Annotated in this window: 15 protein-coding genes and 1 riboswitch; all 15 genes read right to left on the reverse strand. The window is 44.8% G+C overall.

Features of this window, described 5'->3' with window-relative positions:
* Positions 1-6 precede the first annotated feature (6 nt).
* The 15 genes from pcrA to purE all read right to left on the reverse strand — a co-directional run bounded on the left by pcrA (position 7) and on the right by purE (position 17332).
* Entirely contained in the window at positions 7-2244 is a 2238-nt protein-coding gene (gene pcrA, locus MKY93_RS16585) for a DNA helicase PcrA (RefSeq protein WP_340760321.1), read from the reverse strand.
* A gap of 44 nt (positions 2245-2288) precedes the next feature.
* Complete coding sequence (locus tag MKY93_RS16590; protein ID WP_340760323.1) at positions 2289-2987, reverse strand: heptaprenylglyceryl phosphate synthase; 699 nt, start codon at positions 2985-2987, stop codon at positions 2289-2291.
* Between the two features lie 106 nt (positions 2988-3093).
* Positions 3094-3411 (reverse strand): YerC/YecD family TrpR-related protein, encoded by a 318-nt coding sequence (locus MKY93_RS16595; RefSeq protein WP_009498624.1) that lies wholly within the window; start codon positions 3409-3411, stop codon positions 3094-3096.
* Between the two features lie 24 nt (positions 3412-3435).
* On the reverse strand, positions 3436-4473 hold the full coding sequence (locus MKY93_RS16600; protein WP_340760327.1) for a DUF3048 domain-containing protein: 1038 nt from the start codon (positions 4471-4473) through the stop codon (positions 3436-3438).
* A gap of 9 nt (positions 4474-4482) precedes the next feature.
* Positions 4483-6198 carry an adenine deaminase C-terminal domain-containing protein gene (locus tag MKY93_RS16605; protein WP_009498626.1) on the reverse strand — a complete coding sequence of 572 codons (1716 nt, stop codon included), beginning with the start codon at positions 6196-6198 and terminating at the stop codon, positions 4483-4485.
* 422 nt (positions 6199-6620) lie between these two features.
* The gene (purD, locus tag MKY93_RS16610; RefSeq protein WP_078818478.1) at positions 6621-7880 is read right to left on the reverse strand and encodes a phosphoribosylamine--glycine ligase; all 1260 of its coding nucleotides are present in this window, start codon (positions 7878-7880) and stop codon (positions 6621-6623) included.
* A 21-nt stretch (positions 7881-7901) separates the two neighbouring features.
* The gene (gene purH / locus MKY93_RS16615; protein WP_340760331.1) at positions 7902-9437 is read right to left on the reverse strand and encodes a bifunctional phosphoribosylaminoimidazolecarboxamide formyltransferase/IMP cyclohydrolase; all 1536 of its coding nucleotides are present in this window, start codon (positions 9435-9437) and stop codon (positions 7902-7904) included.
* A gap of 48 nt (positions 9438-9485) precedes the next feature.
* On the reverse strand, positions 9486-10058 hold the full coding sequence (gene purN, locus MKY93_RS16620) for a phosphoribosylglycinamide formyltransferase (protein WP_009498630.1): 573 nt from the start codon (positions 10056-10058) through the stop codon (positions 9486-9488).
* Entirely contained in the window at positions 10058-11113 is a 1056-nt protein-coding gene (gene purM, locus MKY93_RS16625) for a phosphoribosylformylglycinamidine cyclo-ligase (protein ID WP_009498631.1), read from the reverse strand. The genes purN and purM overlap by 1 nt, the downstream gene beginning before the upstream one ends.
* Positions 11114-11124: 11 nt before the next feature.
* Positions 11125-12549, reverse strand: coding sequence for an amidophosphoribosyltransferase (gene purF / locus MKY93_RS16630; RefSeq protein WP_009498632.1), 1425 nt, complete (start codon positions 12547-12549; stop codon positions 11125-11127).
* Complete coding sequence (gene purL / locus MKY93_RS16635; RefSeq protein ID WP_009498633.1) at positions 12525-14756, reverse strand: phosphoribosylformylglycinamidine synthase subunit PurL; 2232 nt, start codon at positions 14754-14756, stop codon at positions 12525-12527. Before purL ends, purF begins: the two co-directional genes overlap by 25 nt.
* The gene (gene purQ / locus MKY93_RS16640; RefSeq protein ID WP_009498634.1) at positions 14746-15429 is read right to left on the reverse strand and encodes a phosphoribosylformylglycinamidine synthase subunit PurQ; all 684 of its coding nucleotides are present in this window, start codon (positions 15427-15429) and stop codon (positions 14746-14748) included. Before purQ ends, purL begins: the two co-directional genes overlap by 11 nt.
* A complete protein-coding gene (purS, locus tag MKY93_RS16645) occupies positions 15426-15680 on the reverse strand; it encodes a phosphoribosylformylglycinamidine synthase subunit PurS (RefSeq protein ID WP_009498635.1) in 255 nt (84 codons plus the stop codon). Before purS ends, purQ begins: the two co-directional genes overlap by 4 nt.
* 45 nt (positions 15681-15725) lie before the next feature.
* Positions 15726-16847 (reverse strand): 5-(carboxyamino)imidazole ribonucleotide synthase, encoded by a 1122-nt coding sequence (gene purK, locus MKY93_RS16650; RefSeq protein WP_009498636.1) that lies wholly within the window; start codon positions 16845-16847, stop codon positions 15726-15728.
* Positions 16844-17332 carry a 5-(carboxyamino)imidazole ribonucleotide mutase gene (gene purE / locus MKY93_RS16655; RefSeq protein ID WP_221837301.1) on the reverse strand — a complete coding sequence of 163 codons (489 nt, stop codon included), beginning with the start codon at positions 17330-17332 and terminating at the stop codon, positions 16844-16846. The genes purK and purE overlap by 4 nt, the downstream gene beginning before the upstream one ends.
* A 162-nt stretch (positions 17333-17494) precedes the next feature.
* Positions 17495-17595, reverse strand: a riboswitch (purine riboswitch).
* Positions 17596-17621: the final 26 nt, after the last annotated feature.

A 17621-nucleotide genomic window follows, 5' to 3' on the forward strand; every position in this document is an offset into this window, starting at 1 on the left:
AACGGTTTATTCTTTTTCAATTGGTGCAAATTTCGCTAGCAGGCGCTTAATACCGACGGGATTCGGAAAGGCGATGTCGAGTTCCAGGTCATCTGCCGCTCCTTTGACACTGACGACTGTGCCGGTTCCCCATTTTTTATGTGTTGCTTTATCGCCGGGCTTCCACTGCAGCTTTTCCCCGCCGCTTTCATTATAAACAGGACGTTTCACTGCTGGTTTCGTTACTCTCGGTTTAGCAGGTGCCCTATCAAACGGTACACTCATGCCGTTGCCGTCCGCCAACATTTCTGTCAGTTCTTCTGAAATCTCATTCAGGAAACGTGAAGGTGAGTTGAAGTTAGAACGACCAAACAACATACGATAACCTGCACAAGTGAGGTAAAGCCGCTGTTCTGCACGGGTAATTGCCACATATGCCAGTCTGCGTTCTTCTTCCATTTCTTCAGAATCCGCAAGTGCACGAATATGAGGAAAGATGTTCTCTTCCATACCGATGACGAATACGACTGGAAATTCCAGACCTTTTGCTGCATGCATCGTCATTAGGACGATTTTTTCGGTGGAAGAGTTCTCTTCTTTATCTAACGTGTCAATATCTGCTACCAATGCGAGATCGGTAAGGAATGCAATCAGTGAACGTTCGCTTTCCTCTTCCTCTGCGCGCTTTTCAAATGCCTCCGTAACAGATAAAAATTCTTCAATATTTTCTAGACGGCTTTCCGCTTCAATGGACTTTTCCTTTTCCAACATGCTGCGGTAACCAGACTTTTCAATAACTTCCTTCACTAGTTCCGTAACGGATAGGTATTCTTGCATTTGACTGAAACCATCGATCAACTCGCGAAACTTAACGGCTTCATTTGCTGCTCTTGCAGGCAAGCCCATAAAATCGACTTCCTGCAACGAGTCGAAAATCGATCGATCATTTTCCATAGCAAATACAGCCATCCGCTCGAATGAAGTAGCACCAATGCTTCGTTTCGGTTCATTAATAACTCGCGCAAATGCGAGATCGTCGTCATTGTTTGCGATGAGACGAAGGTATGCAAGCAGGTCCTTAATCTCTTTTCGATCATAGAACTTTGTGCCGCCGACAATCGTATAATCGAGATTGGACTTCAATAAATATTCCTCAATTAGACGGGACTGTGCATTCGTACGGTATAAAATCGCAAACTGATCCAATGTTAATCCTTTTTGTTCTTTCAGCTCTATAATTTGCTGGACAACAAACTGTGATTCGTCTTTTTCATCCCGCGCTTTGTAGATGGAAATTAATTCACCCTCAGGATTGTCCGTTCTCAGTTTTTTATCATAGCGGCTTTTATTATTGTTAATCACTTCATTCGCGGCTTGTAAAATCCGCTTCGTGGAACGATAATTTTGTTCCAATAAAATTACTTTTGCTTCTTTATAATCTTTCTCAAATGATAGGATATTGCCAATATCGGCACCCCTCCATCTGTAGATCGATTGGTCAGAGTCGCCCACTACACACACATTACGGAATTTCGACGCCAGCATCTGAACTAAACGGTATTGTGAAAAGTTGGTGTCTTGATATTCGTCCACGTGAATATACTGGAACTTATTTTGATAATACTCCAATACATCCGGCACACGTTCAAACAACACAATCGTCATCATAATCAAGTCGTCAAAATCCATTGATTGGTTTTGACGCAGTTTTTTCGTATATCGTTCATAAATATCCGCGACAGTTCGCTCATATGGATTTTGCGGATTACAGTTCTTGCGAAATTCATCTGAATTGATGCATTCATTTTTTGCATTACTGATTGTTCCGAGCATCGCACGGGGATCATATTGCTTCGGATCAAGATTTAATTCTTTCAATACTCTCTTAATCGCTGACAATTGATCAGCACTATCTAAAATCGTAAAATTCTTGGATAGTCCAATGCGATCTACATTCCTGCGGAGTATCCGAACGCACATGGAGTGAAATGTAGAAACCCACATTCGCTCGCCAGATCCTGCGCCGAGCAATGCGTCAATCCTTTCACGCATCTCGCGTGCCGCTTTATTCGTAAATGTAATAGCTAAAATATTGGAAGGGTACACTTGCTTTTCCACAACCAAGTATGCAATTCGATGAGTCAGCACACGTGTCTTTCCGGAACCTGCGCCTGCCATGATTAACAACGGACCTTCTGTTGTTTTCACTGCACGCGCTTGCTCTGGATTCATGCCTTTTAGTAAGCTTTCTGATAGTTCTTTCATGTAAGTACCGCCTTCTTGGAACATTTGTTCTTATTATACTTTAATTAAACCGATAAAGGAACAGATTTCACAGCATTTACAGTAGCAAGTGCACTTTTCAAATCATCATATAAGACATTTCCTACAACTACTGTATCTGCAATTGCTGCCATTTCTTTCGCCTGCTCTTTCGTCCAGATTCCACCGCCGTAAAATAAACGTGTGTTTTCCAACAACTCTTTGGCTGCTCTCACAATTTTCGGATCGCCGTACTGTCCACTGTATTCCAAATAAAATATCGGTAAAGAAAATAAATGCTCTGCCATGCGTGCATAGGCTTGTACATCATCTTCATCCGGCACTTCCTTCACACCTGTCAGTTGAGCTGCTTTACAATCGGGGTTTAGGATACAGTAGCCTTCTGTAATAATTTCATCAAAATTCATCATATGACCGTACTCGCGAAGCGCTTCATGATGAAGACCGTTCAGCCATTTTGCGTCAGATGTATTTAAAACGGTCGGAATAAAATAGTAATCAAAACCTGGTGTTACGGATTCTACTGTGGAGACTTCCAATGCGAGGGGGACTGAGAAACGACGGAAACGCGCAAGTAAATCGAGAACATTTTCTAATGTGACTCCGTCAGAACCTCCGATTATAACCCCATCTGTTCCGGATTCAGCAATTGCTTCAAGCTGTTCATCCGTTAATTCTTTAGCTGGGTCCACTTTAAAGGCATGCCGCCATGTATTGTAGTCCATGTTTTTGTCCACCTTCTTTTTCGTAATTTTCATGTGTACTGAAAGCAGTTTACTTTATAAGCATTTTAAAAAACCGGTGGGAGGTTCCCCCGGCCGGTTGGGTTATTTATTTTTTCGGTTGGTTGTTTTTGAGTTCGGGATAGAGGCGGTCTAGCATGAGGTTATAGCCTCCGGATCCGTAGTCTACGCATCGGCGTATACGGGAAATGGTAGCTGTGCTGGCCCCGGTTTCTTGCTGAATACTATCGTACGTTTTTTTCAGCCTAAGCTTATGAGCGACGTCAAAACGCTGTGCTAAAGATTGGACTTCGCTCATCGTGCATAAATCATCAAAAAATTGATAGCACTCCTCTAAGTCATCCAACTCTAAGACCGCTTTAAATAATCGGTCTAGTTGTTCACCGCGTATTTTATCAATTTGCATGTCCTCACCCTCTCTTTGTCGATCTTATGGAGTATAAGTTACGGAAGTAGAAGGGCCTGAAATAGAGGGTACGATATGGATCCAAGATTTACCCGCCGTTAATTTAACAGGTAACCCTTGTTCTAACGGCGTTAAGAATCCATCGATGTTTTCCCACTCGATCGTTTTGGCAATCCCTTCATGGAATAGCACAGCCTTACCGCCTGAATGAAGATCAATTGCTTGTCTACCCTCTTGATCTACTGTTTGGTGATCCATTTCCATTACGATCACGTTCGCTAATTCAACTCGCCGTTCATTCAATTTATCGACCGTATCAATGCCATTGACAGAACGATAATAACGATTGGTCTCTTCATCAAAATGATACGTACTGCTAAAATTCGGATTCTTGCCATACGATACAATAACTGATGAAGCCATATCTCCTATTTTATCACTATCTTCAGGATTTAGGAAAGAAAAGACCGGCATCTTGGAGATCTTTTCGGACGCGCCCGTCGTTTCAAATGCCTGTGTTATATGTTCTTTGGAAATATATGAATTATGCGGTGCTTTTCGATCGGGAGACCGTTCAAATAAAGTGCCGTCATACTGCATACCGTTCACATAATCAACCGTTCCACTGTCCAGTAACTTTTTCGCTTCTGGACTGTAGCCATGTGCAATATAAAATGCATCCATTCCTTCGGCAAGGCGAACAAAATAATCACGCGCACTGCGGATTGGACCGATTTGGTCGGGTATCTCACTATGAAATAAGGCTAAGTATCGTGTTACTTCGCCTTCCGCCATAAATTCATAGATCAGATCTGCATCCGCGATCCCGGACTGTGGGCGGGCTAAAGGATGATTATTGATTGTCGCTACTATTGAACGATTCTCCCGCTTTTCCGTCAATTGTTCTCCGGTGAAGGGGGCCGGGTAGGACGTCGCAATTTCTTTTGGCTGTTCTTGTGACGATTCTTGCTGTTCTGTCGTGCTATTTTTCGAAGAACAGCCGCCTATATATAGAAGGCCTATCAGTGCTGCAAAAAGCAGCTTTCGTCCTGTCCATCTCAATCCAGTTTCCTACCTTTCTGTATTAGAAATTAAACACTCGTTTTTCAAGACTTGAATTAGGCCCATGGGAGTAATTCGAACATGAGGCAAATGGACAGATTGCATGAATAATAGCGTAAATACTACATCTCCATGGTGGTAGCCACGGTCTTTCAACGCTCGCTTCATAGTCAGCTCTTGTTCCATAATAACTTCCATTGGTTCGTCGGATAACCCGCCAGATATCCGAAGCGGCAAAGTTTCAACGATCTGTCCATCTTCCGCTACCGCCATGCCGCCACCATTCTTCTTAATTTCATTAAATGCTCGTTTCATCTCTTCCCAATTCTGACCAATTAATAATACATCACCTGTATTCGAATAGGAAGATGCAAAACCTTGCAGAGAATCAGCGAAACCTTTTAACACTGTATTTACCCGCCATTTCCCCTGCTTATCAAGCAACAGTAAGAAACACTCATTTCCTGAAGAAATAATAGGTTTCGTCAGATCTAGTTCTGTTTCGTACACTTTTGTAATGACATCATTCACCATTTGGATTCCAGTAGAAGAAGAGAATGAGAAATCGGCGTCATTCAACTCAAATGGCAAATCAAAAAAAGGAATCTTTGACCAATCCACTGCTCGGAACGTCTCCGTCGCATCACCATCACGCACTAACCATTGACCTTTCGATAATACATCTGTCGGTACTGGATTCCATTCGTCTTCCAAAAAGTTCAGCGTTGCATAGCGGCCCGTCCCAATTACACTATGCAAGTCGGTCATGTCATAGTACCTCGCGACATTATAGGATGCCATCTGATAGGCGTCAATCGGCGATACGCCAGCGTCCAACGCAATTTGAATACATTGATCCATCACACCATTCTTATAGAAAGATGGTGTGGAACCGTCTGTCGTCATCATCAAATGATCAAATACATCCCAGCCTCGTTCAAGAATTCCCGCCAATAAATCAGGCAAATCGGGACGGATCGATGAGTAGCGCAATGTAACCGCATACCCTTGTTGCAGACGTCTCTCGACTTCATCCACCGTCATTGCTTCATGATCACCGTCAGTGCCTAGCAACTTCATCCGGGCAAGTGTTCTTTCAGATGCGCCGGGAAAATGGCCTTCTATTTTCTTGCCTTCGCGTTTTGCTTCACCTAACGAACGCAACATATTTTGATCGCCTTGAAGCAACCGAGGCCAACTGGTCAGTTCACCTGCCATTAGAACATCGGGACGCTTCAGCCACTTTTCAATATCTGCCGGATTGAATAACTGTTGTTCGTTTTGCAAGACAGTCTGTGAATCGACGCGAGCCCACCAGTAAAAAGAGAATGGGAGTTCATTCAATTGTTCAATGAACGAAAAAGCCTTTTCTTGATCGAGCATGGTAAATAGCAAAAGATTGTCCGCTAATATGGTAGTTGTGCCTCGCCGAGAAGCGAAATCGGCAAATGTCTCAGGATTATAAAGCTGGAATGGATGCACATGCGGCTCAATATAACCCGGCACGATTTTCTTTCCAGAAGCGTCCACTCTTTCGGTTCCTTCCAGCTGGGCAGGCAGTTTCTGCCCCACATATACAATTCGATCTCCTGCAATCCATATATTTCCCTGCATCCATTTTTTAAATATTGAATGTAAATACGTTGCATTTTCTATCAATAAATCAGGTGCTTTCTGTCCGTTAATAATTGCGAGCTGTTCCTGAATTTCTTGTGCACTCCACATTTCGACACCATCCCTTTGTAATAGTAAGTTAGCTGTTTATTTATTTCATTGTTCTATCAATTCACGCTTTATATTAACATAGCAATCCGCCAGAGAATAGGCAAGCTACATTTTAGTTATCCACAACATCAAAGTGTAAATCCACATAATGTCAACAAGTTACCAACATTACTAACAGTTTATTCACGATTTACCCACTAGTAGTTCACAGTTTGGAAGAATCTTTGTGAGTATATGTCCTATAGCTGCGTTTTCCTAGGTTCTTTGTTTACTTGTTCAGATATAATAACTACTTTGAAATTCATCTCAAGACAAACAAATCCCTCTGCAATAAAACTGCAGAGGGATTTATTTATAAACACTGCAAGCACCAGCCTCTCGGAACGTTTCAGGCTAGACGGTGCTTTTCGCTTTTGGGTACGTCATTCAAATGTTCTCCACCCAATGTCGTGACGGTGGAAGAAACCGTTCCATTCTTGTGTCGCTAGTTCTTTGTAGACTTTTTCTTGGGCTTCTTTAAGATTTTCAGCTTTGGCAGCAGCAAGGAGTACTCGGCCGCCGTTTCCGATGAAGTGGCCATCCTCCAGTTTTGTGCCTGCGTGGAATACCTCCAGGCCATTTGCTGTCAGCGGATCTAAGTTCGGAAGCTTGTTGCCTTTTACGACATCGCCTGGATAACCATCTGCTGCGATGACAACGCCTAGCATCGCTTCTTCATGCCACTCCAAGTCGAAAGGTTCACCGGCCATCAAGGCTTTCATGAACTCACCGAAATCGGATGCCATACGCGGCAGGACGACTTGTGTTTCAGGATCGCCAAAACGTGCGTTGAATTCGATTACTTTCGGACCTTGCTCAGTCAGGATCAGACCAGCGTAAAGAATACCTGTGAACGGAATACCTTCTTCTGCCATCGCGTTGACAGTCGGAACTACCACGCGGTCATAAGCTTCCTGAACAATACCCTCTGAAATTTGAGGAACTGGTGAATACGCACCCATACCGCCAGTGTTCGGTCCGCGGTCCCCATCGTAAGCCCGTTTATGATCTTGTGCGATGACCATTGGATAGATCTGTCCGTCATGGACAAACGACATATAGGAAAATTCCTCACCATCCAAGAACTCTTCCACTACGACGCGAGAGGATGATTCACCAAACTTTTGATTGCCGATCATATCGTCAACCGCGTTCAATGCTTCCTGCAGATCCATTGCTACGATGACACCTTTTCCGGCAGCTAATCCGTCTGCCTTCACTACAATTGGTGCACCCTGCTCACGGATGAAATTCTTCGCTTCCTCCGCATCCGTGAATGTTCCGTACGTTGCGGTCGGGATATCGTATTTGTCCATAATTTCTTTAGCAAATGATTTACTGCCTTCGATACGCGCCGCTGCTTTAGTCGGCCCGAAAACAGTCAATCCTTTATCCAAAAAGAAATCCGCAATTCCTTCTGCTAAAGGCTGTTCAGGACCAACGAATGTCAGCGTGATTTGATTGTCGATAGCGAATTCTGCCAACGCTTCAAAATCTGTTGCATCAATCGGCACGCATTGTGCATCTTGCTTCATGCCATCGTTTCCTGGCGCTACAAATACTTCAGATACAGAAGGCGCTTGGTTAAATTGCTTAGCGATCGCATGTTCACGACCGCCACTTCCAATTACGAGTACTTTCATGACCATCTTCCTCCTGCCTTCTTAATGTTTAAAATGGCGCATGCCCGTAAACACCATCGTGATGCCATAGTCATTTGCTTTTTTGATGGAATCTGCATCCTTAACAGAACCACCCGGTTGGATGATTGCCGTGATGCCTGCTTTTGCAGCTGCTTCTACAGTATCATCCATAGGGAAAAATGCATCGGATGCCAGAGCGGCTCCTTTTGCACGTTCTCCTGCTTGCGTCAATGCGATATTCGCAGCTCCGACACGATTCATCTGCCCTGCACCGACTCCAATTGTCATATGTTCATCGGTTACGACAATCGCATTGGATTTCACATGCTTAACGACAGCCCATCCCAACTTCATCGCATTCCATTCTGCTTCCGTCGGCTCACGATCTGTTGCTACTTTAATATCAGCTTCTTCAAAACCGTAGGAATCTGGCTGTTGCATAAGCAACCCGCCTTCAACAGAAACCGTATTCCATTGATCATTTTTCTGCTGTTCAAATGAAATTGTCAATAAACGAATGTTTTTCTTCTTTGTCAATGTTTCAATTGCTTCCTCTGTGAATGAAGGAGCAATCACGATTTCAAGGAAGATGTCCGCAAGTTGAGCTGCCGTTTCCCGATCTACTTCCTTATTCAACGCAATGATCCCGCCGAAGATGGACACCGGATCCGCTTCATATGCTTTGCTGAAAGCTTCAGCAATTGTCTTGCCTGTCCCAACACCGCATGGATTCATATGTTTGACTGCTACTGCTGCTGGTTCTGCAAACTCTTTGACTATTTGAATCGCCGCATTGGCATCTTGGATATTGTTATAAGATAGTTCTTTACCATGGAGCTGCTCCGCATATGCGATCGAGAAGTCGGATCCTAGCGGACGGCTGTAGAATGCCGCTTGCTGATGTGGATTTTCACCGTAACGCAGCGGCTGTTTCAGTTCGTATGTATAGGTAACTTGTTCAGGGAATTGCTCACCCGCAAGTTCGGTCAGATAGCCGGAGATCAAGGCATCATAAGCTGCTGTATGACGGAAGACTTTTGCTGCCAGACGGCGGCGTGTCGGGAGCGTCGTGCTGCCTTCAGCCTTAAGTTCCTTTAATACATCTTCATAATCCGTTGAATCTACAATCACTGTAACATATGCATGATTCTTTGCAGAAGCGCGCAGCATTGCCGGACCGCCAATATCGATATTTTCAATTGCATCATCTTCCGTTACGTCTGGCTTTGAAATGGTTTCTTTAAATGGATAGAGGTTCACACACACGACATCGATTGGTTGGATTCCGTGCTCTTCCATCTGAGCTTGGTGTCCTGGATCGTCTTGTTTCGCGAGCAACCCACCGTGGATCATCGGATTCAATGTTTTGACGCGACCTTCCATGATTTCCGGGAAGCCTGTGATTTCATCGACTGCCGTCACACTTACTCCATTGTCTTTCAAATGCTTCATTGTGCCGCCCGTAGATAATAGTTCATAGCCGAGTTGCTCGAGTTCTTGCGCAAACTCCAAAATTCCGCTTTTATCCGATACGCTCAGTAATGCGCGCTTTTTCAAAAGAATCCCTCCATTTTATAAAAAAAGCCTGTCTTCACAACAGGCTGATCAGTTGTTAAATAAATCCTTTAACGTTTCCGCATACAATTCATGCTCCGTTGCATGAATCGCATAGGCGGTTTTTTGAGCATCATTGTCTACCACATCCACAGCTCGTTGTGCCAGAATCGGACCCGTATCCATTCCTTCATCGACTAAATGCACGGTGACACCTGTCACTTTAACTCCAGCAGCAACAGCTTGCCCAATGGCGTCCTTGCCAGGAAATGACGGCAATAGCGACGGATGAATATTAACGATGCGTTCAGGATATGCATTCAGTAAAACCGAGCCGATCAAGCGCATATAACCTGCAAGTATCAGCCACTCTGCCTGAGCTTCCTCTAGAGCATCTAGTATTGCTTGCTCATATGCTTGCTTCGTTGCAAAATCACGAGGACGTAAAGCAACCACTGAAATATTCGCCTGTTTTGCCCGTTCGACTACGAAAGCATCTGGTTTATCTGTGACGACCAGTACGATATCGGCAGGTATATCGCCAACAGAACAAGCTTTGTTCAAAGCGGCAAAATTACTGCCACTGCCTGACGCGAAAACCGCAATACGAACATTTTCCGCCATTACGCCAAGCTCCCGTCATGATCGCCAACGAACTTGACGCCTTCCTGACCATTTACATGTCCAATTACATAAGCTTGTTCGCCATGTGCTTTTGCGATTTCTACCGCTTTTTCAGCATCTGCTTCGGGCAGTGCGATAACAAAACCAATCCCCATATTGAAGACACTGTACAAGTCACGATCTGTCAGCTCGCCTTTTTCCTTCAACATCTGGAATACCGGAAGTACAGACCATGCGCCCAACTCTACTTCCACGCCAAAACCTTCAGAGAACATACGCGGTAGATTTTCAAAGAATCCGCCACCCGTAATATGGCCCATCGCATGAACATCTAACTGCTCGTGCATTTCTAGAATAGGCTTCGCATAAATTTTAGTCGGTGTCAGCAAAGCATCCGCTACCGTTCCTAGTCCTTCAAAGCCTTCAATCGTACTATTGATATCCAGACCTAATTGTTCAAACACGATATGACGAACGAGAGAATATCCATTGGAATGGATTCCACTAGAAGCAATTCCTACGAGTACATCACCTTCCTGTACACGCTCTCCTGTCACTAGCTTGCTCTTTTCACAAGCCCCGACTGCAAAACCAGCTAAATCATACTCATCTTCTTCATACAAACCAGGCATTTCTGCTGTCTCGCCGCCAATCAATGCTGCTCCGGATTGCATACAGCCATCCGCTACCCCTTTGACGATCGCTTCGACTTTCTCAGGCACTGCTTTTCCAAGAGCAACATAATCCAAGAAGTACAATGGCTCTGCGCCTTGCGCTACGATATCGTTGACACACATTGCGACACAGTCGATACCGATCGTGTCATGACGATCTGCCATGAAAGCCAATTTCAACTTCGTACCGACTCCATCTGTACCTGAAATCAGCACAGGTTCTTTATATTCGAGCGCAGACAGGTCAAACATTCCGCCGAATCCACCAAATGCACCTGCAACTCCTTTACGAGTCGTTCGTGCTACGTGGGACTTCATCCGTTCCACTGACTCATAGCCAGCTTCAATATTGACTCCCGCTTTTTCATACGCCTTCGACATGGAAAGGCCTCCTATCGTACGATTTCTTTTTCGTGCGGCATTGCCGTATCCGAATAAATTTCAGTTGGATACTCTCCTGTAAAACAAGCTAAGCATTGACCGCAATTTTTCATTTCAGGCGATCGGCCATTCGCTTCCAGCATTCCATCAATGGAAAGGAAATGCAGCGAATCCGCGCCGATCTCGTCCCGCATTTGTTCCAAGCTTCGTCCTGTTGCAATCAATTCGGAATCAGAACTGATGTCGACTCCGTAATAGCAAGGTGCGATGAGAGGAGGGGATGCAATGACCACATGGATTTCTTTTGCACCAGCTTCTCTCAGCATTGCCACAATACGTTTCGACGTCGTACCGCGAACGATGGAATCATCGACCATCACTACGCGTTTTCCGTGTACGACTTGATGAACAGGCGACAACTTCATCTTCACGCCTTTTTCTCTTAATGCTTGAGAAGGCTGAATGAATGTCCTGCCGACATAGCGATTCTTAATTAGACCTAGTTCATACGGGATGCCACTTTGCTCGGAGAAACCAATCGCAGCAGAAATACTGGAGTCCGGAACTCCCGTCACAACATCCGCGCTAATTTGAATTTCACGAGCAAGCTGCTTGCCACAACGTTTGCGCGCAGCGTGAATGTTGATCCCATCGATATCCGAATCAGGACGAGAGAAGTAGACATACTCCATCGAGCACATCGCACGCTCTGCTGGTGCTGCAAACCGTTCAGACGTCAAACCTTTGTCGTTAATGATCAATAGCTCTCCCGGCTCTACTGATCGAACGTGCTCGGCACCGATAATATCGAATGCACATGTTTCAGATGCCACGACCCATGCATCCCCAATTTTGCCGATAGACAACGGACGCAAGCCATTCGGATCCTGCGCTACCATCAAGCCTTCATCTGTCATTAAGACAAATGCGAAGGCACCTTTTAAGATGCTAAGTGCTTTTTTCACTTTATCCCGCTGATTCAATGAGCCGCTACTGCGTTTGATCAAATGCGCCAGTACTTCTGTATCGGAAGTAGTCTGGAAGATACTTCCCTGACGCTCCAAATGTTCTTTAAGATCTCTTGCGTTGATCAAGTTCCCATTATGTGCAATAGCAAGACTTCCTGTTGTCGAACGAAACACAAGCGGTTGGACGTTTTCAATGCCGCGTCCCTGCTCTGTTGTGTAACGGACTTGTCCAATCGCCCCGTGACCTTTAAGTGTATTTAAGTTGTCACCTGAGAAAACTTCATTGACCAGGCCTTCTCCTTTAACTGCATGAAGACCATCATCGCCTTTTACAACGATTCCAGCCCCCTCTTGCCCCCGGTGCTGAAGTGCATGCAACGCGTAATAGCTAATTTGCGCTGCGTCTTCATGCCCCCAAATACCAAATACGCCGCACTCTTCGTTTAATCCTCTGAGTTCAGCAAGCATGGAATTGCCCCTTTCCAAGCAGCGTGGAATTGTTCTACCGTCCCTTCTACTAGGACAGATCCTTCTGCATCTTTGATGACAAGTTGTCCGCCATCTGTCACTGTTCCGATTTTCACAGCGTCTTCGACTTTCTCTTCAAACTCTGCCACCTGATCCGCCTTCACAGTTACCAAGAAACGCGATTGCGTCTCGCTGAATAAAGCCGTGACCGCAGAACCTTCAACCGTCACTTCAGCACCCAGTCCATCGGTTGCAAATGCCTTTTCACAAAGAGCTACGGCAAAACCGCCTTCGGATAAATCTGCTGCTGATTGGAGTAAGCCTTGCTGAATAGCTGCAAGCAATTGCTTCTGACGCTTAACCTCTACGTCCAAATCGATTGCAGGCGCTTTACCGAAGATTTTTCCTTCGATCATTTGCTGCAGTTCACTACCACCAAATTCTGTCTCTGTTTGACCGATAATGTAGATCGCATCTCCAGCTTGTTTAAAGCCTGGCGTCGTCACTTCTTTTAAATCATGGACGATTCCGACAAGACCAATTGTCGGTGTCGGGTAGATCGGCACTCCATTGACTTCATTCGAAAGCGAAACGTTGCCACCAATGACCGGCGCGTTAAGTTTACGGCAAGCTTCCGATATGCCGTCTGCAGATTTTTCAAGCTGCCAGAACACTTCTGGTTTATCCGGGCTCCCGAAGTTCAAGCAGTCCGTCAATGCAATCGGCTCAGCTCCTGAACAAACGAGGTTACGAGCAGCTTCTGCGACTGCGATCTTACCACCTGTTTCCGGATCCAAATAGATGAAGCGTGAATTACAATCTGCTGTCATCGCAATTCCTTTATTCGTTCCTCTGACACGGATAATCCCGGCAGACGCTCCTGGAGCTAATACGGTATTTGTGCGAGCACCCGTATCGAATTGGTTATATACCCACTCTTTTGATGCAATTGTTGGACGTTGCAATAAATCGAGTAAAGTTTCCTTTAAGTTTTCTACTTGAGGTTCTTTATTTTCAATTGCTTGATTCGCCGCAAAGGAAGCAGGTTCTTTGGATTCCTTCTGGTAGCTCGGCGCATCTTCAGCAAGCAAATCTGCAGAGACTTCCGCCACCACTTCTCCTTTATGGAGCAAGCGCAACATCTTATCATCTGTTACTTGACCAATTGCCGCTGCATTAATTCCATATTTCGTAAACAATGCAATAACTTCTTCTTCACGGCCTTTTTTCACGACGATCAGCATCCGTTCCTGTGACTCGGACAGCATCATTTCGTATGCCGTCATATTGTCTTCTCGCTGAGGTACCAGATCCAAGTTCATCTCCACGCCATAGCCTGCTTTCGATGCCATTTCTGCTGCTGATGAAGTTAGACCTGCTGCACCCATATCCTGGATACCAATCAAAGCATCGGATTTCACAAGTTCCAAGCAAGCTTCCATCAACAGTTTCTCAATGAATGGATCTCCTGCTTGCATGACCGGCAATTCTTTCTCTTCTTCGATAGATACTTCAGAAGAAGACATCGTTGCGCCGTGAATTCCATCACGTCCAGTTGTTGCGCCCGCATACAGAACTGTATTGCCGACACCTGCTGCCAATCCTTTTTGGATATCTTCGTGATTAAGCAATCCAACCGCCATCGCATTGACTAGTGGACGCTTGGAATAGCATTGATCAAATTGGACTTCCCCAGCCACTGTCGGGATGCCCATCGTATTACCATAGCTCGCAATCCCTGCAACTGCTTCTTCAAACAAAAACTTATCGCGCGGCTCTGTCAAATCACCGAAACGGAGCGAGTTAACCAATGCAACCGGACGTGCGCCCATGGAAAATACATCGCGGATAATCCCACCTGCACCTGTTGCAGCTCCAATGAAAGGTTCAATAGCTGACGGAGAGTTATGAGACTCCATTTTGAACACAGCAGCTTGATTGTCACCGATATCTACAATCCCTGCACCTTCACCTGGTCCCTGAAGTACGCGTTCACCTTCAGTCGGGAATTTACGCAATACAGATTTGGAACTCTTATAGGAACAATGCTCCGACCACATAGCGGAAAATAGACCGGTTTCCGTATAATTCGGAGTGCGTCCAAGCTTTTCCACTGCACGCTCGTACTCTTCATCTGTCATGCCCATCTGAAGATACAGACGTTGTTCCTTAATTTGTTCAGCCGTAGGTTCATGATTAATTGACATGCTGTTCACTCCAATTGTTCAAGATTGAATGGAATAACGGTGTTCCACCTGTACCGCCGATGATTTCCTCAACTGCTCGTTCCGGAAGTGGCATCATTCCAAGAACATTGCCTTTATCATTGGTGATGCCTGCAATAGCTGATATACTGCCGTCTAGATTTTCATCCGCATAAGTGAAAATAATTCGGTTTGTTTTTTTCAGTTCTTCCACTGTCGCCTCATCCGCATAGTAATTGCCGAAGTCGCTTGCCACAGGAAGTTGAATTGTTTGGCCTTTTGCATAGTCTTTTGTGAAAACAGTGTTATTGTTTTCCACCTTCACCGTTTCAAGCGCAGAGCGGAATTTGAGGCTGTTATTGCGCAAAAACCCACCCGGAAGAATACCAGTTTCCACTAAGATATGAAAGCCATTACCTACGCCAAGAACCGGCTTCCCTGTTTCTGCAAACGCCTGAAGATGTTTGCAGGCAGGTGAGCTTTTAGCTAACGCACCTGGGCGCAAATAGTTTCCATAAGAAGTGCCTGTCGGTAATAGAACCGCATCGAAGTAATCGAGTTGATCGGCTTCAGTATGCCAAACGTACTCTACTTCTTGCTTCACAGTCTCCTCGACCGCATAATACATATCTAGATCACAAGTAAGACCTGGGAATACTAGGACAGCGAACTTCATTTGCCGGCGACCTCCCCGATTTCAAAGCGATAATCTTCAATGACTTTATTGATCAATAACTCATCGCACATTTCTTTCACACGTGCTTCTACAGCTTGTTCAGAACCGTCCATCTCTAGCTCGATCAGTTTACCAACCCGTACACTTTTCACTTCTTCAAAGCCCATTTTCTGTAGTGCATCTGTTGTCGCGATGCCTTGTGGATCTACAACACTTTCACGTAATGTTACATAAATAGTTACTTTCGTCATTGTTGGTTCCTCCCAAAGTGGAAATAGTTGTGTAGTGCAATTTATTTAGTCTTCCCAAATACCTGATTGTTCAATTTCAAGCAAAGTGGCTTCTACGTTATTTGTCATCATGGTAACGTGACCCATTTTGCGTTTTTCTTTCGCTTCTGCTTTACCATATAAATGAATCGACCAATCTGGATAATCTGCAATGCGCTGTTTAAGCGGCTCAACATGTTCACCCAGCACATTTACCATTACGACGGAATCCCATAACTTCGGATCGCGCAACGGCCATCCACAGACAGCACGGATATGTTGATGGAATTGCGAGATATTGCATGCTTCGATTGAATAATGTCCAGAATTATGCGGTCGCGGTGCTAATTCATTGATAATAATTTCACCACTCGGCAATACAAACATTTCAACTGCCAAGGTTCCTACCAACTCAAGTTGACTCGCGATTTTCTCAGCTTCCAGTTGGGCCTGTTGCAAAACCTTTTTTCCTACACGAGCAGGCACAATTGATTCATGCAGTATATGATGTCGATGAATATTTTCAGCAATCGGCAGACAATAGGATTGACCCGCAGGATTTCGCTGTATGATTACTGAAATTTCTTTCTCAAATGGAACGAACGCTTCCGCTATACAAGCCGAATGTTTAAAAAGGGATTGAGCCTCTGTCAATTGCCCTTTTGATTCTAGCTTGACTTGCCCCTTGCCGTCATAGCCGCCAAAAGCAGTTTTGACGATGCATGGAAAACCGAGTTCATCGATTTTGTCTGTTAACTCTTCATACGTATCCGCTGTTATGTAATTAGCAACCGGAGCCCCAGCAGCTTGGATAGCTGCTTTTTCATGTATTCGATTTTGCGTAATGCGGACTAGCTCAGCTCCTTGAGGAACATACGCTTGCTCCGTTAAACGTTTCAAACCTTCATAATCAATATTCTCAAATTCAAAAGTGATCACATCGCTGACTTCACGCAATTCAGCTAGTGCTTCTTCATCATTATAAGAAGCCACAATCTCGATATCTGCTATCTGACCACAAGGTGAATCAGTTGTAGGATCCAACACTGCGATACGAAATCCAGCTTCTTTCGCTGCAAGTCCCATCATTCTTCCTAACTGTCCACCACCGATAATCCCTATCGTCTGTCCAGGCTTAATTAATTTCACTCTAACTCACCACTGCTTTCCAACGAGACTTGTCGCATTTCATCACGTCTTTGCTGTAGTTTTTTTCGCAACTCCGCATCTTGTACGCTAAGCATTTGCGCAGCCAGCAGTCCTGCATTAGTAGCACCCGCTTTACCGATTGATACGGTTGCCACGGGAACCCCGCCAGGCATTTGTACGATAGATAATAAAGAATCCATTCCATTCAATGCTTTGGATTGTACCGGAACACCGATAACAGGTACCAGTGTTTTTGCTGCAACCATTCCTGGCAAATGAGCGGCTCCGCCTGCACCGGCAATAATAGCATGAAGTCCCTTTCCTTCTGCCTGTTCTGCATATTCGAACATAAAGTCAGGCGTACGGTGGGCTGAAACCACGTTCTTTTCATAGGGAACGTCTAGCTCATCCAATACCTCACATGCATGCTTCATTGTTTCCCAATCACTTTTACTGCCCATAATCACACCGATCTTCGGTTCCAAATCCAATCCGCTCCTTCAATCCATACTTTATTATCAATATCATACAAAAAAAGGTCCTTGAAAACTCTACTTTTCACATGCACAAAAAGCAGAACTTTCAAGGACCCTTAACAAAAGAAGGCAATAGCTGAATATTCTTCTGCTATCACACTTAGTTATCCAAGAAAAATTGCTTTCCCACATAGTGTAGACATTTACGGTGTCTTGGTAGAAACGCTGCAGCCAATTCTGCGGCATATACGGGGAACTCATTTACTCTTATTATAGTAACAATTAATATTTAATTCGT

It is taken from the genome of Sporosarcina sp. FSL W7-1283 (assembly GCF_038003105.1).
GTDB lineage: Bacteria > Bacillota > Bacilli > Bacillales_A > Planococcaceae > Sporosarcina > Sporosarcina newyorkensis.

What these genes read in the sequence shown, in the direction of transcription:
- purQ (WP_009498634.1), bottom strand. Translation starts at nt 15,429, where the DNA reads ATGAAGTTCGCTGTCCTAGTATTCCCAGGTCTTACTTGTGATCTAGAT.
- purL (WP_009498633.1), bottom strand. Translation starts at nt 14,756, where the DNA reads ATGTCAATTAATCATGAACCTACGGCTGAACAAATTAAGGAACAACGT.
- purS (WP_009498635.1), bottom strand. Translation starts at nt 15,680, where the DNA reads ATGACGAAAGTAACTATTTATGTAACATTACGTGAAAGTGTTGTAGAT.
- MKY93_RS16590 (WP_340760323.1), bottom strand. Translation starts at nt 2,987, where the DNA reads ATGGACTACAATACATGGCGGCATGCCTTTAAAGTGGACCCAGCTAAA.
- MKY93_RS16595 (WP_009498624.1), bottom strand. Translation starts at nt 3,411, where the DNA reads ATGCAAATTGATAAAATACGCGGTGAACAACTAGACCGATTATTTAAA.
- purN (WP_009498630.1), bottom strand. Translation starts at nt 10,058, where the DNA reads ATGGCGGAAAATGTTCGTATTGCGGTTTTCGCGTCAGGCAGTGGCAGT.
- purM (WP_009498631.1), bottom strand. Translation starts at nt 11,113, where the DNA reads ATGTCGAAGGCGTATGAAAAAGCGGGAGTCAATATTGAAGCTGGCTAT.
- purD (WP_078818478.1), bottom strand. Translation starts at nt 7,880, where the DNA reads ATGAAAGTACTCGTAATTGGAAGTGGCGGTCGTGAACATGCGATCGCT.
- purF (WP_009498632.1), bottom strand. Translation starts at nt 12,549, where the DNA reads ATGCTTGCTGAACTCAGAGGATTAAACGAAGAGTGCGGCGTATTTGGT.
- MKY93_RS16605 (WP_009498626.1), bottom strand. Translation starts at nt 6,198, where the DNA reads ATGTGGAGTGCACAAGAAATTCAGGAACAGCTCGCAATTATTAACGGA.
- pcrA (WP_340760321.1), bottom strand. Translation starts at nt 2,244, where the DNA reads ATGAAAGAACTATCAGAAAGCTTACTAAAAGGCATGAATCCAGAGCAA.